The sequence below is a fragment of the Pseudomonas sp. GG8 genome, from assembly GCF_052976945.1.
Map to the genome: position 1 here is coordinate 5,532,874 of NZ_JBRIIP010000001.1, position 19,407 is coordinate 5,552,280.

General features: G+C 58.7%; 17 protein-coding genes and 1 pseudogene. 11 read left to right on the top strand and 7 right to left on the bottom strand.

The genetic code is table 11. The features are described from left to right. Positions 1 to 54 precede the first annotated feature (54 nt). Positions 55 to 1,002 carry a choline ABC transporter substrate-binding protein gene (choX, locus tag ACVBEG_RS26080; RefSeq protein ID WP_322182667.1) on the bottom strand — a complete coding sequence of 316 codons (948 nt, stop codon included), beginning with the start codon at positions 1,000 to 1,002 and terminating at the stop codon, positions 55 to 57. Positions 1,003 to 1,191: 189 nt separating this feature from the next. Between choX and ACVBEG_RS26085 the strand changes: the two genes are divergently transcribed. Beyond that, complete coding sequence (locus ACVBEG_RS26085; protein ID WP_322182911.1) at positions 1,192 to 2,136, top strand: GlxA family transcriptional regulator; 945 nt, start codon at positions 1,192 to 1,194, stop codon at positions 2,134 to 2,136. A gap of 19 nt (positions 2,137 to 2,155) precedes the next feature. Here the strand turns inward: ACVBEG_RS26085 and ACVBEG_RS26090 are convergent, their stop codons facing one another. Further along, positions 2,156 to 2,548, bottom strand: a complete 393-nt coding sequence (locus tag ACVBEG_RS26090; protein WP_322182665.1) for a lysozyme inhibitor LprI family protein — start codon at positions 2,546 to 2,548, stop codon at positions 2,156 to 2,158. Positions 2,549 to 2,788: 240 nt separating this feature from the next. Here ACVBEG_RS26090 and ACVBEG_RS26095 point away from each other — a divergent pair, with 240 nt between their 5' ends. The 6 genes from ACVBEG_RS26095 to etfB all read left to right on the top strand — a co-directional run bounded on the left by ACVBEG_RS26095 (position 2,789) and on the right by etfB (position 10,593). Then, a complete protein-coding gene (locus ACVBEG_RS26095; protein WP_322182663.1) occupies positions 2,789 to 3,766 on the top strand; it encodes a dipeptidase in 978 nt (325 codons plus the stop codon). An 84-nt stretch (positions 3,767 to 3,850) separates the two neighbouring features. Next, entirely contained in the window at positions 3,851 to 4,381 is a 531-nt protein-coding gene (locus tag ACVBEG_RS26100; protein WP_219064030.1) for a DUF5943 domain-containing protein, read from the top strand. 15 nt (positions 4,382 to 4,396) lie between these two features. Then, on the top strand, positions 4,397 to 6,457 hold the full coding sequence (dgcA, locus tag ACVBEG_RS26105; RefSeq protein WP_322182660.1) for a dimethylglycine demethylation protein DgcA: 2,061 nt from the start codon (positions 4,397 to 4,399) through the stop codon (positions 6,455 to 6,457). 161 nt (positions 6,458 to 6,618) lie between these two features. Then, positions 6,619 to 8,580: a dimethylglycine demethylation protein DgcB gene (dgcB, locus tag ACVBEG_RS26110; RefSeq protein ID WP_447108416.1), complete on the top strand. Its 1,962-nt coding sequence runs from the start codon at positions 6,619 to 6,621 to the stop codon at positions 8,578 to 8,580. Then, on the top strand, positions 8,580 to 9,800 hold the full coding sequence (gene etfA / locus ACVBEG_RS26115; protein ID WP_323566138.1) for an electron transfer flavoprotein subunit alpha: 1,221 nt from the start codon (positions 8,580 to 8,582) through the stop codon (positions 9,798 to 9,800). The genes dgcB and etfA overlap by 1 nt, the downstream gene beginning before the upstream one ends. Continuing rightward, complete coding sequence (gene etfB, locus ACVBEG_RS26120; protein WP_322182652.1) at positions 9,790 to 10,593, top strand: electron transfer flavoprotein subunit beta; 804 nt, start codon at positions 9,790 to 9,792, stop codon at positions 10,591 to 10,593. The genes etfA and etfB overlap by 11 nt, the downstream gene beginning before the upstream one ends. A 105-nt stretch (positions 10,594 to 10,698) precedes the next feature. On the opposite strand, the gene ACVBEG_RS26125 is transcribed toward etfB, so the two are convergent. Together ACVBEG_RS26125 and gbcA are read right to left on the bottom strand one after the other, a co-directional pair. After that, entirely contained in the window at positions 10,699 to 11,256 is a 558-nt protein-coding gene (locus tag ACVBEG_RS26125; protein WP_447108417.1) for an RBBP9/YdeN family alpha/beta hydrolase, read from the bottom strand. Between the two features lie 675 nt (positions 11,257 to 11,931). After that, positions 11,932 to 13,230, bottom strand: a complete 1,299-nt coding sequence (gene gbcA / locus ACVBEG_RS26130; RefSeq protein ID WP_447108418.1) for a glycine-betaine demethylase subunit GbcA — start codon at positions 13,228 to 13,230, stop codon at positions 11,932 to 11,934. A 338-nt stretch (positions 13,231 to 13,568) separates the two neighbouring features. Here gbcA and gbcB point away from each other — a divergent pair, with 338 nt between their 5' ends. Continuing rightward, the gene (gene gbcB / locus ACVBEG_RS26135; RefSeq protein WP_322182646.1) at positions 13,569 to 14,669 is read left to right on the top strand and encodes a glycine-betaine demethylase subunit GbcB; all 1,101 of its coding nucleotides are present in this window, start codon (positions 13,569 to 13,571) and stop codon (positions 14,667 to 14,669) included. 71 nt (positions 14,670 to 14,740) lie between these two features. Here the strand turns inward: gbcB and ACVBEG_RS26140 are convergent, their stop codons facing one another. Both ACVBEG_RS26140 and ACVBEG_RS26145 read right to left on the bottom strand, forming a co-directional pair. Beyond that, positions 14,741 to 15,613: a methyl-accepting chemotaxis protein gene (locus ACVBEG_RS26140; protein ID WP_407074608.1), complete on the bottom strand. Its 873-nt coding sequence runs from the start codon at positions 15,611 to 15,613 to the stop codon at positions 14,741 to 14,743. Next, positions 15,596 to 16,366: pseudogene (locus tag ACVBEG_RS26145) on the bottom strand (MCP four helix bundle domain-containing protein); the annotation flags it as partial. The pseudogene ACVBEG_RS26145 and the gene ACVBEG_RS26140, both read right to left, overlap by 18 nt. A gap of 318 nt (positions 16,367 to 16,684) precedes the next feature. Here ACVBEG_RS26145 and ACVBEG_RS26150 point away from each other — a divergent pair. Together ACVBEG_RS26150 and ACVBEG_RS26155 are read left to right on the top strand one after the other, a co-directional pair. Beyond that, the gene (locus ACVBEG_RS26150; RefSeq protein ID WP_322182642.1) at positions 16,685 to 16,918 is read left to right on the top strand and encodes a hypothetical protein; all 234 of its coding nucleotides are present in this window, start codon (positions 16,685 to 16,687) and stop codon (positions 16,916 to 16,918) included. Then, positions 16,915 to 17,217: a cell division protein ZapA gene (locus ACVBEG_RS26155; protein ID WP_219064042.1), complete on the top strand. Its 303-nt coding sequence runs from the start codon at positions 16,915 to 16,917 to the stop codon at positions 17,215 to 17,217. The genes ACVBEG_RS26150 and ACVBEG_RS26155 overlap by 4 nt, the downstream gene beginning before the upstream one ends. A 112-nt stretch (positions 17,218 to 17,329) precedes the next feature. Here the strand turns inward: ACVBEG_RS26155 and ACVBEG_RS26160 are convergent, their stop codons facing one another. Beyond that, on the bottom strand, positions 17,330 to 18,373 hold the full coding sequence (locus ACVBEG_RS26160) for a threonine aldolase family protein (RefSeq protein ID WP_322182639.1): 1,044 nt from the start codon (positions 18,371 to 18,373) through the stop codon (positions 17,330 to 17,332). A 105-nt stretch (positions 18,374 to 18,478) separates the two neighbouring features. Here ACVBEG_RS26160 and ACVBEG_RS26165 point away from each other — a divergent pair, with 105 nt between their 5' ends. Next, on the top strand, positions 18,479 to 19,222 hold the full coding sequence (locus ACVBEG_RS26165; RefSeq protein WP_447108419.1) for a TraX family protein: 744 nt from the start codon (positions 18,479 to 18,481) through the stop codon (positions 19,220 to 19,222). The last annotated feature ends 185 nt before the right edge of the window (positions 19,223 to 19,407 follow it).

The window sequence follows — 19,407 nt, forward strand, 5'->3', positions numbered from 1 at the left end:
TGTGGTGATCCCTTCCGCAGCCTGTTCAGGCTGCGGATCGGTGGTTCGGATACGCTACGGGTTGCTGCTAAGTTTCAGGTTTTCAGCGGCGTCTTTGCCGTCAAAGGTTTTCACCCCAGCGAGCCAGCGCTTGAGGTCTTGCGGATGGTCTTTGAGCCATTGCCGGGCTGATTCAAGCGCGTCTTTGTGGTTGAGCAACGGCTGCATCATCCGACTCTCGTCTTCAGCGGTGAAACTCAGGTTGGTCAGCAGCTTGTCGACGTTCGGGCAACGCTGGGCGTAATCCGGTGCGGTAACGGTCCAGACTTTGGCCTCGCCTTCATTCGGGCCGAGGGCGTTATCACTGCCGGTGAGGTAGGTCATTTTCTGGTTGACGTTCATTGGGTGCGGCGCCCACCCGAAGAACACGATGGCTTCGTTGCGATTGACCGCCCGGGTGACTGCCGACAACATTCCGGCTTCGCCTGATTCCACCAACTGGAAGTCGCCGAGGCCAAACTGGTTCTTGGCGATCATTTCCTTGATCTGGGTGTTGGCGCCCGATCCGGGCTCGATGCCGTAGATTTTGCCGCCCAGTTCTTTCTTGAACTTGGCGATGTCGGCAAAGGTTTTCAGGCCCTTGTCGGCGAGGTAGGTTGGAACGGCGAGGGTCGCGCGAGCGTCTTTGAGGCTGGGTTCAGGCAGGATGCGCACCTGATTTTTTTCCACGAACGGGGTGATGGTCTGGGTCATCAACGGGTCCCAGTAGCCGAGGAACATGTCCAGGCGCTGATCGCGGATACCGGCGAAGATGATTTGCTGTGAGGCGCTGGTCTGTTTGGTCTTGTAGCCCAGGCCATCGAGCAGAACCTGGGTCATGGCGCTGGTAGCCATAACGTCGGTCCAGTTGACCACGCCCAGGCGTACGTTCTGACAGGTTGCCGCTTCAGCTGCACTGGCGCTGTTGGCGATGAAGGTGGTTCCGGTGAGTGCCAGCAAACAACAGCTGATCAGTCGTTTCATGATGGATTCCCTCGGCAGTCGTTATTGTGGGGTTCCGACGTCTGCGCGCCGTGATGCAACGTTACGCAGCCGCAGCCCCTGGAAAACGCACAGCGGCGACGCGCTCTTGCACAGTAGCGACTTGTTCTCTTGCTGTCCTCATTCAACTGGCGTATGTGGTGAGTGATGCTGACCCCGCGAGTACCGCCGATGTCCCAGGACTATTACTTTTTGCTCATGCCAGGGTTCTCGGTGATGGGCTTCGTCTCGGCCGTCGAGCCGCTGCGCGTCGCCAATCGCTTCGGTGGCGAGCTGTATCGCTGGCATGTGCTGAGTGTCGATGGCGGGGCGGTGGTTGCCAGTAATGGCATGTCGGTCAACGCCGATGCCGCGCTGGAGCCGCTGAAGAAAGGCACGACGTTGTGGGTGGTGGCTGGCTTTGAGCCGCTGAAATTCTGCACCCCGGCACTGGAGCACTGGCTGCGTCGACTCGACCACGAAGGCGTGACCCTTGGTGGCATCGACACCGGCAGTTTTATCCTGGCGCAGGCAGGCCTGCTCGACGGCCATCGTCTGACCCTGCATTGGGAGGCGCTGGGGGCGTTCAAGGAGTCTTATCCACAGCTGGCAGTGACTCAGGAGTTGTTTGAAATCGACCGTCGCCGCATCACGTCCGCAGGCGGCACGGCGTCCATCGACATGATGCTCGACCTGATCGGCCAGGCCCACGGGCCGGAACTGGCGATTCAGGTCTCGGAACAGTTCGTGCTCGGCCGGATTCGCCCACGCAAAGACCACCAACGCATGCAGATCGCCACGCGTTACGGTATCAACAACAAAAAGCTGGTGCAGGTGATTGGCGAAATGGAGCAGCACACTGAGCCACCGCTCAGCACCCTGGACCTGGCAGAAGGCATCCAGGTCACCCGCCGCCAGCTGGAGCGCCTTTTTCGCCTGCATTTGAAAGACACACCGAGCAATTTCTATCTCGGGCTGCGCCTGGAGAAGGCGCGGCAACTGCTGCGCCAGACCGACATGAGTGTGCTGGAAGTCAGCCTGGCCTGCGGCTTTGAATCGCCATCGTATTTCACTCGCAGTTACCGCGCGCGGTTTGCGCGCTGCCCGAGAGAGGATCGACAGCGGACGAATGCGTGAATCACTATCAGGCGCTGCTTCACTCCATCCCGATCGACTGCAAATACTCCGACCGTTGATCGCTCATCTGCGAGAAGCAATCGTTTTGCCCGATTTCTAGGGTCTGGCTGCCTTTTTCGCTCAGGAAGGTTTGTACCGCGCAGTCAGCCTCGCGCAGTTTGGTCCAGATTTGTTGGGCATTTTTTATTTTGGCGAGGTAGTCGTTCAGCTGCGCCGGGTGGTTGGCGTACTGAGAGCTGATCCGGTCGACCAGGTCTTTATAAGCGCTGTCCAGCTCGTGCTGGGAGGTGGTTTTGTTGAAGGCTGAGCACTCGAAGCTCTGCTGGGTGGTTTCCACGTTGTCGCAGGGGGTGCTGTCTTCGGCTTGAGCACCGGTTGCCAGCACTGCCAGCACCAATAACATTGACCTCATTTGCAACATCCTCGCCGGTTGTTCAGAGCAATCGCCAAGGATTTTCCCCCAGCCGCCGCGTAAAGAATAGAGGCCCAATGGTCTATCTATGTAGACGGCGCTTACCCTTTGTCGTTTCTTGACGCTTTCGGCAAACCCCCTGTCGTTTTTGCACCCGGCTCGCTCAACCCTCAGGCATATGCTGGCCCCAAAGCGCCGGCAGACGATTCGGCGCATGAATCACCCAGAGGGGACAGCCTGATGAGCCCAGCCGAATTGCACGCCGACAGCATCGTTATTGACGGGCTGATCATTGCCAAGTGGAACCGTGAGCTGTTCGAAGACATGCGCAAAGGCGGCCTGACCGCAGCCAACTGCACCGTGTCGGTGTGGGAAGGTTTCCAGGCGACCATCAACAGCATCTGCACCAGCCAGAAGCTGATGCGTGAAAACAGTGACCTGGTCATCCCCGTGCGTACCACGGCGGATATCCGCAAGGCTAAAGAACAAGGCAAGACCGGCATCCTCTTCGGTTTCCAGAACGCCCACGCTTATGAAGACCAGATTGGCTACGTCGAGATCTTCAAGCAGCTCGGCGTTGGCATTGTGCAGATGTGCTACAACACGCAAAACCTGGTCGGCACCGGCTGTTACGAACGTGACGGCGGCCTGTCGGGCTTCGGTCGCGAGATCGTTGCCGAAATGAACCGCGTCGGTGTCATGTGCGACCTGTCTCACGTGGGTTCAAAAACCTCCGAAGAAGTCATCCTCGAATCGAAAAAACCGGTCTGCTACTCGCATTGCCTGCCGTCCGGCTTGAAAGAACATCCGCGCAACAAGTCCGATGAAGAACTGAAGTTCATCGCTGACCATGGCGGTTTTGTCGGCGTGACCATGTTTGCGCCGTTCCTCGCCAAGGGTATCGATTCGACCATCGACGACTACGCCGAAGCCATCGAATATGTGATGAACATTGTCGGTGAAGACGCCATCGGTATCGGCACTGACTTCACACAGGGTCACGGTCAGGACTTCTTCGAATACCTGACCCACGACAAGGGCTACGCGCGGCGTCTGACCAGCTTCGGCAAGATCATCAACCCGCTGGGTATTCGTACCGTGGGTGAGTTCCCCAACCTGACCGAAACCCTGCTCAAACGCGGCCACCCCGAGCGCGTCGTGCGCAAAATCATGGGCGAGAACTGGGTAAGCGTCCTCAAGGATGTTTGGGGCGAGTAACGCTCACACCGTATCTGCATTGAATAGCTGACCCCACTGCCATCCGCGCAGTGGGCGCAACCCGAATTTCTGGAGTGTTACCCCATGGCTAAAATCGCCCCGCAACTGCCTATCGAAGTCGACAGCGAAACCGGTGTCTGGACGTCTGATGCGTTGCCGATGCTCTACGTGCCACGTCACTTTTTCGTCAACAACCACATGGGCATCGAAGAAGTGTTGGGCGCTGACGCCTACGCCGAAATTCTCTACAAGGCGGGTTACAAATCGGCCTGGCACTGGTGCGAGAAAGAAGCTGAATGCCACGGCCTGGAAGGCGTCGCGGTGTTCGAACACTACATGAAGCGTTTGTCGCAACGCGGCTGGGGGCTGTTCAAGATCGAAGCCATTGACCTGGAAAAAGGCACCGCCAGCATCCGCCTGGAGCACTCGTGCTTCGTCTATGTGTACGGCAAGGTCGGGCGCAAGGTCGATTATATGTTCACCGGCTGGTTCGCGGGTGCCATGGATCAAATCCTGGCCGCCAAAGGCAGTCCGATCCGCACTGTGGCCGAGCAGGTTTACGGTGGTTCTGAAGAAGGCCACGACGATGGCCTGTTCATCGTCAAACCGTTGTAAGTCGAGGTTTCCGTCATGGCTTTCGAAGCAATGTTCCAGCCTATCCAGATCGGCAAACTGACCATCCGCAACCGCGTACTCAGTACCGCACACGCCGAGGTTTATGCCACCGATGGCGGCATGACCACTGACCGGTACGTGAAGTATTACGAGGAGAAAGCCAAGGGCGGCATCGGCCTGGCCATTTGTGGCGGGTCCTCCAGCGTGGCCATCGACAGCCCGCAAGGCTGGTGGAAATCGGTCAACCTGGCCACCGACAAGATCATCCCGCATTTCCAGAACCTGGCGGATGCCATGCACAAGCATGGCGCCAAGATCATGATTCAGATTACTCACATGGGTCGTCGTTCGCGCTGGGACGGCGACCATTGGCCGACCCTGCTGTCACCGTCCGGCATTCGTGAGCCGGTACACCGCGCGACCTGCAAAACCATCGAGCCGGAAGAAATCTGGCGCGTGATCGGCAACTACGCCAGCGCTGCCGGGCGGGCCAAGGCCGGTGGCCTGGATGGCGTCGAACTGTCCGCCGTGCACCAGCACATGATCGATCAGTTCTGGAGCCCTCGGGTTAACAAACGCACCGATGAGTGGGGCGGCAGTTTCGAAAACCGCATGCGTTTCGGTCTGGAAGTGCTCAAGGCTGTGCGCAAGGAAGTCGGTCCGGATTTCTGCGTCGGCATTCGTCTGTGCGGCGATGAATTCCATCCCGATGGCCTGAGCCATGAGGACATGAAGCAGATCGCCAAGTACTACGACGACACCGGCATGCTCGACTTTATCGGTGTGGTCGGTTCGGGGTGTGACACCCACAACACCCTGGCCAACGTTATCCCCAACATGAGTTATCCACCGGAGCCGTTCCTGCATTTGGCCGCCGGTATCAAAGAAGTGGTCAAGGCCCCGGTCCTGCACGCGCAGAACATCAAGGACCCGAACCAGGCGACACGGATTCTGGAAGGCGGCTACGTCGACATGGTCGGCATGACCCGTGCGCACATCGCGGACCCGCACCTGATCGCCAAGATCAAAATGGGCCAGGTCGATCAGATCAAGCAATGCGTGGGTGCCAACTACTGCATCGACCGTCAGTACCAAGGGCTGGATGTGCTATGCATCCAGAACGCCGCGACCTCCCGTGAGTACATGGGCGTGCCGCACATCATCGAAAAATCCACCGGCGTGAAACGCAAAGTGGTGGTGGTCGGTGCAGGTCCTGCAGGCCTGGAAGCCGCACGCGTGGCTGCCGAGCGTGGGCATGATGTGACGTTGTTCGAGAAAAAAGACGTGCTCGGCGGGCAGATCACTACCGCATCGAAAGCGCCGCAGCGCGATCAGATCGCCGGTATCACCCGCTGGTTCCAGCTGGAATTGGCGCGCTTGAAAGTCGACGTGCGTCTGGGGACTGCGGCCGACCCTGCAACCATCCTGGACTTGCGTCCGGACGTGGTCGTGCTGGCAAACGGCGGTCACCCGTTCCTGGAACAGAATGAACATTGGGGCGCGGATGAAGGCCTGGTGGTCAGCAGTTGGGACATCCTCGACGGCAAAGTTGCGCCGGGCAAGAACGTGCTGGTCTACGACACCATCTGTGAGTTCACCGGGATGTCGGTTGCCGACTTCCTCGCGGACAAAGGCAGTCAGGTCGAGATTGTCACTGACGACATCAAACCGGGCGTGGCCATTGGCGGAACATCGTTCCCGACGTACTACCGCAGCATGTACCCCAAAGAAGTGATCATGACCGGCGACCTGATGCTGGAGAAGGTCTATCGCGAGGGTGACAAGTTGGTCGCGGTGCTGGAGAACGAGTACACCGGCGCCAAAGAGGAGCGGGTGATCGACCAAGTGGTGATCGAGAACGGCGTGCGTCCAGACGAAGAAATCTACTACGCGCTGAAAGAGGCCTCGCGTAACAAGGGCCAGATCGACATCGAAGCGTTGTTCGCTATCCAGCCGCAACCTTCGCTGAGTCAGCCGGGCGAAGGTTACTTGCTGTTCCGCATCGGCGACTGCGTGGCCCAGCGCAACATCCATGCGGCGATCTACGACGCATTGCGGTTGTGTAAGGATTTTTAAATCAATACCTCTGTAGGAGTGAACGTGTTCGCGATTGGGCGCGGAGCGGCCAAAAAGGATTTGTTCATTTGATGAACGCCTGAAGGCCGCCCCGGCCTTATCGCGAACACGTTCACTCCTACGGTAAATGCGTTTCTCCGCTTTCCCGGTGGGAGCTCCACATGTTGAACACCCTTCTTCCCATCCTGTTGTTCGTCGCCCTGGCCCTGGCCGTGTTGGGCGCAGTGCGGCGGATGCTGCTGTGGCGCCAAGGCCGGGCGGCCAAGGTCGACTTGCTCGGCGGTCTGCTGGCCATGCCCAAGCGCTATATGGTCGATCTGCACCACGTCGTGGCACGGGATAAATACATCGCCAACACCCACGTTGCGACGGCGGGCGGTTTTGTCTTGGCGGCCGTACTGGCGATCCTGGTACACGGCTTCGGCTTGCATAACCGGATCCTCGGCTACGCCTTGCTGTTGGCGTCGGCGATCATGTTTGTCGGCGCAATTTTCATGGCACTGCGCCGGCTCAATCCGCCTGCGCGGCTGTCGAAAGGTCCATGGATGCGCCTGCCGAAAAGCCTGATGGCCTTTTCCGTCAGCTTCTTTCTGGTGACCCTGCCAGTGGCGGGCATCCTGCCGGAGCACTTTGGCGGTTGGGTTCTCGTCGTGCTGCTGGGCGTGGCCGTGGCCTTGAGCTTGACGGAAATGTTCTTCGGCATGACTTGGGGCGGGCCGATGAAGCACGCCTTTGCCGGCGCTTTGCACCTGGCCTGGCACCGTCGCGCCGAGCGCTTTGGTGGCGGCCGTTCCACCGGTTTGAAACCGCTGGACTTGAGTGACCGCAGCGCACCTTTGGGCGTGGAAAAGCCCGAGGATTTCACCTGGAACCAACTGCTGGGCTTCGACGCCTGTGTGCAGTGCGGCAAATGCGAAGCCGCCTGCCCGGCGTTCGCTGCCGGCCAGCCGCTGAACCCGAAAAAACTGATTCAAGACATGGTGGTCGGCTTGGCTGGCGGCACCGATGCCAAGTTCGCGGGGAGCCCGTATCCATCTCTTGACGGCAGGGGCAAACCGATCGGCGAACACGGCGGCAATGCCCATCAACCGATCGTCAACGGTCTGGTGGACGCCGAAACCCTGTGGTCTTGCACCACCTGCCGCGCCTGCGTCGAAGAATGCCCGATGATGATCGAGCACGTTGACGCCATCGTCGACATGCGCCGTTTCCTGACCCTGGAAAAAGGTGCGACGCCGAACAAGGGCGCCGAAGTGCTGGACAACCTGATCGCCACGGACAACCCAGGCGGCTTTGCGCCGGGTGACCGGATGAACTGGGCGGCCGACCTAAACCTCAATCTGCTAAGCGAGAAGAAGACCGCCGACGTGCTGTTCTGGGTCGGCGACGGCGCGTTCGACATGCGTAATCAGCGGACCTTGCGCGCCTTCGTCAAAGTACTGAAAGCCGCCAATGTCGACTTCGCGGTGTTGGGTCTCGAAGAGCGCGACAGTGGCGACGTGGCTCGCCGTTTGGGCGATGAAGCGACGTTTCAGATGCTTGCCAAACGCAACATCCAGACCCTGTCCAAGTACGCTTTCAAGCGTATTGTCACCTGCGATCCGCACAGCTTCCATGTGCTGAAAAACGAGTACGGTGCTTTTGATGGCAACTATCAAGTGCAGCACCACAGCACCTACATGGCCGAGTTGATCCAGGCGGGTGCGTTGAACCTTGGCCAACACAAAGGCTCCAGCGTGACGTATCACGACCCGTGCTACCTCGGTCGTTACAACGGCGAATACGAGGCGCCGCGTGAGGTATTGCGTGCACTGGGTATCGAGATCAAGGAAATGCAGCGTTCCGGTTTTCGCTCCCGTTGCTGCGGCGGAGGTGGCGGCGCGCCGATCACCGACATTCCTGGCAAGCAGCGGATTCCCGACATGCGCATGGAAGACATCCGCGAAACCGGCGCCGAGCTGGTGGCTGTGGGTTGCCCGCAATGTACGGCGATGCTTGAAGGGGTGGTCGAGCCTCGGCCACTGATCAAAGACATTGCTGAACTGGTCGCCGATGCGTTGCTGGAAGACGTCGTCACCAGCAAACCGACACCTGTTAAACGCCAACCTGCGGAGGTGAATTGATGAGCGACATTATCCGCCGCGACCCCCGCGCCGAATGGATCGCCCGTAACCGCCTGCACCCGCTGCACGCGGCCATGCAACCCGCGCAAACCCGCTGGATGGGGCCCAACGGCATCGTGCGCAAAGATGTGCACAACGTGGGTTTCATTGGCCCTAATGGTATCAAGCGGATCGACCGCAGCGGCGCGCAGCAGGGCGGTGCAGTCAAACGTTCTGCTGCGGCCGACGTGCAGTTGCCGCTGCATGTCATCGCGCAACCGGCGTTCTACATTTGCGTCGCACCGGACATGGTCGGCGGCCGCTTGAGCAGTCACGACCGCGACGTGTTGGGCCAGGCTCGTCAATTGGCCGGCAACGACGGTGCAGTGCTGGCCGTGGTATTCGGCGAGCACAAGGAAACTGCGTTTGCCACCGCCGGCGTCGACCGTCTGTTGCTGCTCGACGGCAGCGAGTTCAGCGGTTATTCACCGGAACAGCGTGTTCAGGGTCTACGGGCTGTGGATAACCAGTTCAATCCGCGTCATTGGCTGCTGCCTGACAGCCGCAGCGGTGGCGGTGAGCTGGGTCGACGTTTTGCCGCAAGCCTGGGCGAACGTCCGGCAACACGGGTCTGGCAGGTGACTGACGAGCAGTGCATCGGCCGCGCGGGTGCGGGTCGTGAAGACTTGGCCCGTCCATTGGCTCGCTTGATTCTGGCCGCCGTCGAATGCGCCGAGCCAGTCAGTGAAACCCTTCACGAAGCCTTGCCGGTGGAGTTATCCACAGCCGTCGCTCGCAGTCTGTCGCGTATCGAAGACCTCGGCGCAGTGGCGGTGGACCCGGCAGCCGTCCCCATGGCTGAAGCGGAGTTCATCTTCTCGGGTGGCAATGGCGTGAAAGATTGGGATTTGTTTCACCGAACTGCAGCGGCATTGGGCGCCACCGAAGGCGCATCCCGTGTGGCGGTGGACGATGGCTACATGGCGCGTGATCGTCAGGTCGGCGCCAGTGGTACTTGGGTCACAGCTCGGGTGTATGTGGCTGTCGGTATCTCCGGCGCGATCCAGCATCTGCAAGGCATTGGTGCCTGCGACAAGGTGGTGGCGATCAACCTCGATCCGGGGTGCGACATGATCAAACGTGCTGACCTGTCGGTGATCGGTGAAAGCGCGGACATACTCAAGGCACTGATTGTTGCCGTTGAGGCTTACCGCAATGAGGGGAAACGCGATGCTGCATAATTCGAAGGCCCCTGTGGATAACAGTGCAATTCACATCATCAGCCTGGTGTCCATCGGTGCGCACCCGACGTCCGGCCGTCCACGCCGCGCCGAACAAGATGCGCGCGCTGTCGAACTGGGCCTGCAACTGGCTGGGGACAACTTGCACGTGCTGCACGCGGGCAATGTCGACGAGCCTGCGCTGCGGGCTTACTTGGGCATGGGCCTGGACGAACTGCATGTACTGGAGCAGCCCCCAGGCGCGGATGCCTTGCCAGCGCTGATCGATTATCTGCGCGAAGCCAATGTTCAAGTGGTGCTCACCGGCAGCCAGGCGGAAACCGGTGAAGGCTCGGGCATGTTGCCGTTTCTGTTGGCGGAAAAACTGGGCTGGCCGCTGGTGGTCGGATTGGCGCAGGTCGAATCGCTGGATAACGGCGTGGCCCATGTGCTGCAAGCGCTGCCACGCGGTCAACGTCGTCGTCTGAAGGTCCGCCTGCCGTTTCTCGCGACTGTGGATAACGCCGCGCCCAAGTCCCGGCAGAGTGCCTACGGGCCTGCACAGCGCGGCGTGCTTGCGGCTGATCAGGTTGAAGTGGTGGTGGACGAACTGCTCGCAGCGTCATCACTGCAACCCGCCAAACCAAGGCCAAAACGTCTGAAAGTGATCAAAGGCAAAAGCGGCGCTGACCGCATGAAAGCCGCAACAGCCAAGGCCAGCGGTGGCGGTGGGCAAGTACTCAAAGGCCTCGGCGCCAAAGAAGGCGCCGAGGCGATTTTGAAGTTGTTGATTGAGGAAGGCGTGGTGCGGTAGGTGCGCAGGAAGTACCACTGCGACTTCTGGATGATTACTCCGGATATCACGCCCCGGCGTTGCAGCCGGGGGGGGGGGGCGAATGTCTGGCCTGCATGGCCCGAGCTACTTAAGCTGGAACTGCGGATCTCCCGTGAGTTTGAACAGCAACTCAACGCCCTCGGGCCAGGGCCCATACCCGGTTTGGCCGTTGATATGGCCGGCATTTTCCACCCGGACCAGTTCACTGCCCCAGGCCTGGCTGAAAGCCTTGGCCCGCTCCTGGGTGACATACGGATCATCCGTACTCGCCACCATGATCGTTGGAAAAGGCAGGCATTGCGTCGACATCGGCACAAATCCCGATGTGCCTGACGGATAGCTATCCGCCTCGGTATCACTCGGAGCCACCAGCAATGCGCCACGAACCTTGTGCGCCTCGGGATACTGCTGCGCCCAGCGGGTGATCAAGGTACAAGCCAGGCTGTGGGCCACCAGCACGACCTCCCCGTCGGCAGCAGCAATTTCCTGATTTAAGCGCTCCACCCAATCCTTCGCGGTTGGCGTTTCCCAGTCTTGCTGCTCGACCCTGTGCAGGCCTGAAAACTGCCGCTCCCACTGTGGCTGCCAATGTGCTTCACCCGAATTGAACAGGCCCGGCAAGATCAAAACCCTGACTGTCATCGTTCTTCTCCTTCACGATCATTCACACGCCAGCAAAGAGCCATTGGCTGCAAAAAACACCAGCACACCGATGAAACTCGACAACAACATACGCCGAGTCAGGAAAAACAGCACAAAAACAGCCAGGGACTTCGTGTAAGTAGCTCTTGGAGGAGGCGTGCTGCCGTACAGCGGTCGTAAACCAGTGAATGCATTTTCAGACTGAAACTGAGTTCAGTGTCTTCGGACCGCCTCGCGATCTATCGCGAGCAAGCTCGCTCCTGCAATTTAATTAAGCAGCTGATTGAATAAGGCGTGTTCGTTAAATAGCTTTCGCAAGCAAGCTGGCGCGGTATCAAAATACTTGCCCACAATCTCTGTTGGCGCTTCTGTGGATAACATGTTCACGGTCCTTTGCAGGCCACTATCAACGTGGCTTTGCGCGACATGATCAAAAAACAATCAATAGTGCCCTGAAAGGGTACTTCCTGATAAGTCACGGTTTTTCTTGGGTTTTTCCACAGGCAAAATTCGACTTGCCCACAATTGCTGTGGGTGGGTCTGTGGATAAGTTGTTGGCGGAAGGCCAGGAAGGGCGGCGGGGTTGGTGTTGGCAGGTATTGGTTAAAAATTAATCACCTGTAGGCGCGAGTTCATTGACGGCGCAGTGTGACGGACACACCGCGCCATCTCCCCTTACTCGTGACTGACTGGCACACCCTTCAGGTACGTTGCCGGCTCTGCGCCGAGGTTGCTCAGCAGGCGTTCGCTGTACCAGTCGATGAAGTTGACCACGCCGAACTCGTACGTCTTGGAGTACGGGCCTGGCTGATAAGCCGTGGAGTTGATCCCTCGCTGGTTTTCTTCTGCCAGACGACGGTCCTGGTCGTTGGTAGCGTCCCACACCTTGCGCATATTGGCCGGGTCGTAATCGACGCCTTCAACCGCATCCTTGTGCACCAGCCATTTGGTGCTGACCATGGTTTCCTGTGCGCTGATCGGCCACACGGTGAAGACGATGATGTGATCGCCCATGCAGTGGTTCCAGGAATGCGGCAAGTGCAGAATGCGCATCGAGCCCAGGTCCGGGTTTTTGATCCGGCCCATGAGTTTCTTGCAGCCTTGCTTACCATCCATGGTCATCGACACCGTGCCTTTGAGCAGCGGCATGCGCACGATGCGGTTACGCAGGCCGAAGCTGGCGTGAGCGTAGGGAATCTTCTCGGCTTCCCAGGCAGCGGCAGACGCGGCCACGTGATCCTTGAAGGCCTGGTCGGCACGCGGGTCGGTGACGTCGTCCCATTCCAGCAGGGTTTTCAACAGTTCCGGGTGCGATGCATTGCAGTGGTAACACTCGCGGTTGTTTTCCAGCACCAGCTTCCAGTTGGCTTTTTCCATCAAGGTGGTTTGCACCGCCACCTTGGTGTTCTCCATGTCGTACGGTTCCATGTAATGAGTGAGCGTCGCCAGGAACTCATCGATGGCTGGTGGGTTTTCCGCCAGGCTGATGAAGATGTAACCCCCTGCGGTTTTTACGTTCACCGGCTTGAGGCCGTACTGCTTCATATCGAAGTCGGCGCCCATCTCGCTGCCCGCGAATAACAGGCGACCGTTCAGCTCGTAGGTCCACTGGTGATACGGGCACACCAGCTTGGCGACCTTGCCTTTTTCCCCGGTGCACAGACGCGAGCCACGATGGCGGCAGACGTTGTGAAACGCGTTGATCTGACCGTCAGGACCCCGAAGGACGATGATAGGGTTCTTGCCGATTTGCAGGGTCAGGTAATTGCCCTTGGTCGGAATCTCGCAGGTCATGCCCGCGACCAGCCACTCTTTTTGAAAGATTTCCTGCATGTCGATTTCAAACAGCCGCTCGTCACTGTAGAAAGGCTGCGGCAGCGAAAACGTGCGTTCGCGGTTCTGCAGCATTTCGGCGGTGGCCTTACGTGCAGATTCCAGCGGATCGCCCAAGCTCAAGGTTGCGGTGACGTCCATCTTTCAAGTCCTCATGACCGGTTTCAACGGTCGGCGAATGTGGCTAATAAGGTTCTTTAGGTCAGTTGCACGTAAGGCGACGGTTCTTTTGCCGTTCATGCTCATGGTTACGCTTTTCATTGCAAAGCGGGCATGGATACTTAGAGCCGAGTGTGGGGTCCGGCGCTGACCGAACCTTATCCATGGGCGACATGGCCGAATCCGTTTCCGACGCGTGAACCCCGGTCGTTAGGGGCTGGTCGCGATAAGTACGTCAATGTCGCAGATAGGCAAGTGGGCAATCTGCGGCTTACGCAGAATCCTCAACATAAGGCCGACAGTCGGCCGTGGAGATGAGCATGTCTAACAGTTTCCTCAGCCCGGTAAATACCCAGACCTGGGCCAATGGCCGCCACCTGGTTCGTGTCGTCAAGGTGATCCAGGAAACCTGGGACGTGCGCACCTTCTGTTTCATGGCCGACCAGCCGATTTTGTTCTTTTTCAAGCCGGGTCAGTTCGTCACCCTGGAGCTGGAAATCGACGGCGAGTCAGTGATGCGCTCGTACACCATCTCCAGCTCGCCCTCCGTGCCGTACAGCTTCTCTATCACCATCAAGCGTGTGCCCGGCGGCAAGGTCTCGAACTGGCTGCACGACACTCTGCATGAAGGCCAGGAGCTGGCGGTGCACGGGCCGGTGGGTTTGTTCAACGCCATCGATTTCCCCAACCCGAAAATTCTCTACCTCAGCGGCGGTGTCGGTATCACGCCAGTCATGTCCATGGCGCGCTGGTTTTACGACACTAACGCCAATGTCGACATGGTTTTTGTCCACAGCGCCCGCTCGCCCAAAGACATCATTTACCACCGCGAGCTGGAGCACATGGCGTCGCGAATCGACAACTTCAGCCTGCACCTGGTGTGCGAGAAGCATGGCCTCGGCGAACCATGGGCCGGTTATCGCGGTTACCTGAACCAGAAAATGCTCGAATTGATGGTGCCGGATTTTCTTGAGCGCGAGGTGTTCTGCTGCGGACCGACGCCTTACATGAACGCCATCAAACGCCTGCTCGAAGCCAATGGCTTCAACATGGATCAGTACCATGAAGAGTCGTTCGGCGCGACGCCGCCTGAAGCCCGCGCCGATGCGGTGGAACAAGCCGAGCAAGCGGCCGACGCCCCTGAGATCGATCTGGCGGACCTGCATCAAGTGGAGTTCATTTCGACCGGCAAGAGCATCCGCGTCGGTCCGGGCGAAACCGTACACGCTGCTGCCGCCAAGCTTGGCCTGATGATTCCAAAAGCCTGCGGCATGGGCATCTGCGGGACCTGCAAGGTGTTGAAGCTGGGCGGGGAAGTAGAGATGGAGCACAACGGCGGCATCACCGATGAAGACGTGGCCGAGGGTTATATCCTGTCGTGCTGCAGTGTGCCTAAAGGTGATGTGCGGATCGATTACTGATGCGGTGTGTCAGGCACACCGCATCAGGCCGTTCGCCAACAAGCTGACGCCTGCCGATGATGGTGTAGCGTTTACAGACTAAACCGCGCAACCATGCTGTTTAGGTCGACCGCCAGGCGAGACAATTCGTTGCTGGCGGCGCTGGTCTGATTGGCACCCGTCGCCGATTGCACCGACAGGTCACGGATGTTCACCAGATTACGGTCCACTTCGCGGGCGACTTGTGCCTGCTCCTCGGCGGCGCTGGCGATTACCAGATTGCGCTCGTTGATCTGCACGATGGCCTGATTGATGGTATCCAGCGCCATGCCCGCGCCTTTGGCGATGTTCAGCGTCGATTCAGCCCGCTCGGTGCTGTTGCGCATCGAGTTGACAGCCTGTTCGGTGCCACCCTGAATGCTGCCTACCATCCGCTCGATTTCGCTGGTCGACTGTTGGGTGCGATGCGCCAGGGCGCGAACTTCGTCGGCAACCACCGCGAACCCACGACCCGCTTCACCGGCACGTGCCGCTTCAATGGCCGCGTTGAGGGCCAGCAAGTTGGTCTGATCCGCCAGACCACGAATCACATCAAGTACCTTGCCGATATCCCGCGACTCGTTGGCCAGATTACCAATCAGCTCGGCGGTGCTTTGCACGTCACCGCTCATCCGCTCGATAGCACCGACCGTTTCCATCACCAGTTCCCGGCCATCGCCCGCTGAGGTGGTCGCGCTTTTCGAGGCATCGGAAGTGCTCACGGCATTGCGCGCGACTTCTTCCACGGCGCTGGTCATTTGATTGACGGCCGTTGCGGCCTGCTCGATTTCCTTGTTCTGTTGCGAGAGTCCGCGCGCGCTTTCGTCGGTGACGGCGTTCAGTTCTTCGGCTGCGGATGCGAGCTGAGTGGCCGAGCCGGAAATCCGTTGCAGGGTATCGCGCAGTTTTCCCTGCATTTTTTCCATGGCAGCCAGCAGGCGGCCGGCTTCATCACTGCCATTGACTTTGATCGGGCGTGTCAGATTACCCTCGGCGATGTCTTCGGCGGCGGCCAAGGCCTGGGAGATGGGCAGGGTGATGCTGGTGGTCAGGAGCCAGGCGAAGAGGACGGTGAGGAGGGTAGAGACAATCAGGATCCCGACCAGAAGATCGAATGCCATGCTGTACTGGTCGCTCGTTTCTTTGTTGCTTTCGCTCAACTGACGGGTATTGATATCGACCAGTTTGCTCAGTACGGCATTCATTTGTTCCGAGTTGCTCAGCAGGTCCGCGTTGAGTATTGAACGCAGTTCATCAACCTGGTTGTTGCGCGACAGCGTCTTGATTCTCTCTTCAAGCTGGCGGTACTCGGCGAGCTTTTGCACGTATTGGTCATACGCAGTACGTTCCTCCGAACGGACGATCAGCTTCTCGTAGATGTTTTGTGCGGCGCGAATCTGCTCGTTTCTTAGCTGAAACAACTCAATGGTTTTCTGTTGAACGTCGGGCTCGCGATTGATCAGCAAGCGGTAAGACAGGACGCGCAGACGCAGTGTCAGTTGGGTGAACTCATCAAGGGCCTTGATGCTGGGCAAGCTGTTCTGCTCGATCGCCATGCCAGCCGCACGGATCTTGCTCATCTGCGTCAGGGCGAAGATGCCAAGGATTAGCATCAGGCTGCCAATCAGGGCAAACCCGAGAAACGCACGGGGAGCGATGTTCATATTGCGAAGGGACATAAGGGGTTCCGATGAGGGCGCGTTCCATGCGGGTAAGGCAAAAAAGTGTGGCTTGCATCACCTATCGGACATAAGACTAAAGTCTTGAGCATTGCTGGCGAACTTGTCCGTATTTGTCGCAGACGGCTTGGTCCGACGAGCAGCAGGAACCCCACAAGGAAAATGCAGTCAGTAACATTCCTATGCGTTTACATCGGCAACTCTTGAAAAGAAGCGCATCGGCGAGGAATCAAAGGCGTGAACGCCTTGATAAGCCTGGCGTGTGCAGTGACTTTTCTTTATCGTGTGCGCCCTTTGAAATTTGCTCGAGAAATCAAAATGTTGGAAGCATCCCTGAGTCAATTGGAACAACTGGTCAGTGACCTTGTGCAGCAGAATCAGACCCTTCACGCCGCGAACGCGCAATTGAGTGCCGAGCTGGTCCAGGTCAAGGATGACAACGACAGCCTGCAATTGAGTCTGCTGGAGCAGGAAGAAAAACAGGGCGCTACCGCTGCCCGTATTCAGGCATTGGTTCAGCGTGCCACTAGCGTCAACCCTGTCAGCGCATGAGTAGCGATAGTCATGCAGTGAAGGTCGTCTCTATTCTGGGCAACGACTATTCGATCAAGGCCCCCCTGGGGGAAGAGCAGGCCTTGCTGGATGCGGCGGTCATGCTCAAGGCCGCCCTGGCTGACACCAAAAAGAAATACCCAAGCCTGATCGGCGATAAATTGCTGGTATTGGCGGCGTTGAACCTGTGTTCGCAGCAGGTAGAACTCAAACGCCAGCACAAGATGGACCTCAACCGTTATCAAGAGCAGGTCAGCGCCACGGTTGAAGTCATCTCCAAGACCCTGGCTCAGGGTTGAATTGAGCTGGCAAATACAAAAACGATTATTTTGCAGGCGCGCGGGCAAGCGCGCTCCTGCAAGTGCCGTATTTGCTACGCGACCGCGCAGTATCCCATCCAGAAGACCGGCTTTATCCCGCCTGCATCACCGTTCGGATATCCGCTGCCAACTCGCGCACGCGGTCTTCTTCGGTGTCCCATGAGCACATGAAGCGCGCGCCGCCGTTGCCGATAAAGGTATAGAAGCGCCAGCCTTTATGGGTCAACGCCTTGATCGCCGGTTCCGACAGTTGCAGGAATACGCCGTTGGCCTGCACCGGGAACATCAGCTCTACGCCAGGGATGTCCTTCACCAGTTCGCTGAGCAATTGCGCGCAGTGGTTGGCGTGGCGTGCATGTTTGAGCCAGGCATCGTTCTCCAGCAGCCCGACCCACGGCGCTGAGAGAAAGCGCATTTTCGAGGCCAGTTGCCCAGCCTGTTTGCAGCGGTAGTCAAAGTCTTCAGCCAGTTTATGGTTGAAGAACAGAATCGCCTCGCCCACCGCCATGCCATTTTTAGTGCCGCCGAAGCACAGCACATCGATCCCGGATTTCCAAGTCAGTTCTGCCGGGGAGCAATTGAGGTAGGCGCAGGCATTGGCGAAACGCGCGCCGTCCATGTGCAGATTGAGGCCCAGTTCCTTGCAGGTGGCGCTGATGGCCTTGAGCTCTTCGGGCTGATAGACACTGCCGACTTCCGTCGCCTGAGTCAGGGTCACGACCCGAGGTTTTGGGTAGTGAATGTCCTGACGTTTGAGTGCGACTTCACGAATCGATTCTGGGGTCAGCTTGCCGTTTTCGCTGCGGGCGGTCAGCAGCTTGGAGCCGTTGGAGAAAAACTCCGGTGCGCCGCATTCATCGGTTTCGACGTGGGCGGTTTCCGAGCAGATAACGCTGTGGTAACTCTGGCACAACGACGACAGCGCCAGAGAGTTGGCTGCGGTACCGTTGAAGGCGAAAAAGACTTCGCAGTCGGTTTCGAACAGTTTGCGAAAATGATCAGAGGCGCGAGCGGTCCACTCATCGTCACCATAGGCGCGCTGATGGCCGTGGTTTGCCTGTTCCATGGCGGCCCAGGCTTCGGGGCAGATCCCGGAATAGTTGTCGCTGGCAAACTGCTGGCTTTTATCTGTCATGGCCGATTCCCTGTGATCGAATAAGGTCGCACTTTAACCATGATTGTTGGCGCGGGTCATGCGTTGTTCTGTTTCCCGCTTTTTTCATCACGTGCATGGAGCCTTATGAGGTCGTTGCTGAAGCATCCGATAACCACCGGGCGAGACGCTGCGCTGGACCTGCTCAAGTGGCTGGCGATGCTGAGCATGGTGCTCGATCACCTGCGTTACGTCGGCTGGTCGGTGGACTTCCTGTATGTGCCGGGGCGATTTGCGTTTCCGTGGTTTTGCTTGGCAATCGCCGCCAATCTGGCGCGTGGCGGGGCTGGACAGGTTGAGGGCGTTGAATGGCGCTATCTGGCCTGGCTGCTGGTGTTCGCCGGGCTGGCGGAGCTGCCTTACCGGTTGTTCATGCTTCACGCAGACACCTTGAACGTGTTGCCGACGCTGGGGTTGGGGCTGTTGCTGGCGCAGGGTTGGCGCGACCGTACGCCGTGGGCGTTGTGTCTGGCGGGCGTGGTGTTGCTGGTGGCGGCGGTTTTCCAGGCGCAGCTGATGTTCGGCTTTTTTGGCGTCGCGCTGCCGCTGGCATTTTTGTGGGTGCTGCGCGGGCCATGGTACGGGGCACTATTGCCGGGGCTGGTGTGTCTGGCGAGCAACGCCTGGCCAGAGATGTTCGCGGCGGCGCGGTGGGGCGACAGTGTGTCGATACAGGGCATTGCGGTGTGCCTGATGGCGCCGCTGGTCGGATTGGCACTGCTGAAGACCCGGCTGACTGTCGCGGTCTGGCCAATGCGGCGCTGGGCGTATGCGATCTACCCCGTGCATTTTTTGCTGTTGGTCGGGGTCAGGTTTTGGGTGGCGGGGTGAATGCGTTCTATCGGTCAGATCGCGCCGGCTTCTTTCGCGAAGGCGTCGGTTGAGACAACATAAACCTCCCGCCAAGCCCCATAACAGGGCCTTTCCCAGCTACCAATTATCTCTGCGCGCCAAGCCATGTCGTAAACGCACCTTTGCGTGGCGCCCATAGGCATTTGGCCTCTCTGCGTCGGACC

Excerpts from the sequence above, each read along its gene's own strand:
- ACVBEG_RS26095 (WP_322182663.1), top strand. The coding sequence starts at position 2,789 with ATGAGCCCAGCCGAATTGCACGCCGACAGCATCGTTATTGACGGGCTG.
- dgcA (WP_322182660.1), top strand. The coding sequence starts at position 4,397 with ATGGCTTTCGAAGCAATGTTCCAGCCTATCCAGATCGGCAAACTGACC.
- etfB (WP_322182652.1), top strand. The coding sequence starts at position 9,790 with ATGCTGCATAATTCGAAGGCCCCTGTGGATAACAGTGCAATTCACATC.
- ACVBEG_RS26140 (WP_407074608.1), bottom strand. The coding sequence starts at position 15,613 with ATGGAAAAAATGCAGGGAAAACTGCGCGATACCCTGCAACGGATTTCC.
- gbcB (WP_322182646.1), top strand. The coding sequence starts at position 13,569 with ATGTCTAACAGTTTCCTCAGCCCGGTAAATACCCAGACCTGGGCCAAT.
- dgcB (WP_447108416.1), top strand. The coding sequence starts at position 6,619 with ATGTTGAACACCCTTCTTCCCATCCTGTTGTTCGTCGCCCTGGCCCTG.
- etfA (WP_323566138.1), top strand. The coding sequence starts at position 8,580 with ATGAGCGACATTATCCGCCGCGACCCCCGCGCCGAATGGATCGCCCGT.
- ACVBEG_RS26160 (WP_322182639.1), bottom strand. The coding sequence starts at position 18,373 with ATGACAGATAAAAGCCAGCAGTTTGCCAGCGACAACTATTCCGGGATC.
- ACVBEG_RS26150 (WP_322182642.1), top strand. The coding sequence starts at position 16,685 with ATGTTGGAAGCATCCCTGAGTCAATTGGAACAACTGGTCAGTGACCTT.
- choX (WP_322182667.1), bottom strand. The coding sequence starts at position 1,002 with ATGAAACGACTGATCAGCTGTTGTTTGCTGGCACTCACCGGAACCACC.
- ACVBEG_RS26085 (WP_322182911.1), top strand. The coding sequence starts at position 1,192 with ATGTCCCAGGACTATTACTTTTTGCTCATGCCAGGGTTCTCGGTGATG.
- ACVBEG_RS26155 (WP_219064042.1), top strand. The coding sequence starts at position 16,915 with ATGAGTAGCGATAGTCATGCAGTGAAGGTCGTCTCTATTCTGGGCAAC.
- ACVBEG_RS26125 (WP_447108417.1), bottom strand. The coding sequence starts at position 11,256 with ATGACAGTCAGGGTTTTGATCTTGCCGGGCCTGTTCAATTCGGGTGAA.
- ACVBEG_RS26090 (WP_322182665.1), bottom strand. The coding sequence starts at position 2,548 with ATGAGGTCAATGTTATTGGTGCTGGCAGTGCTGGCAACCGGTGCTCAA.
- gbcA (WP_447108418.1), bottom strand. The coding sequence starts at position 13,230 with ATGGACGTCACCGCAACCTTGAGCTTGGGCGATCCGCTGGAATCTGCA.
- ACVBEG_RS26165 (WP_447108419.1), top strand. The coding sequence starts at position 18,479 with ATGAGGTCGTTGCTGAAGCATCCGATAACCACCGGGCGAGACGCTGCG.
- ACVBEG_RS26100 (WP_219064030.1), top strand. The coding sequence starts at position 3,851 with ATGGCTAAAATCGCCCCGCAACTGCCTATCGAAGTCGACAGCGAAACC.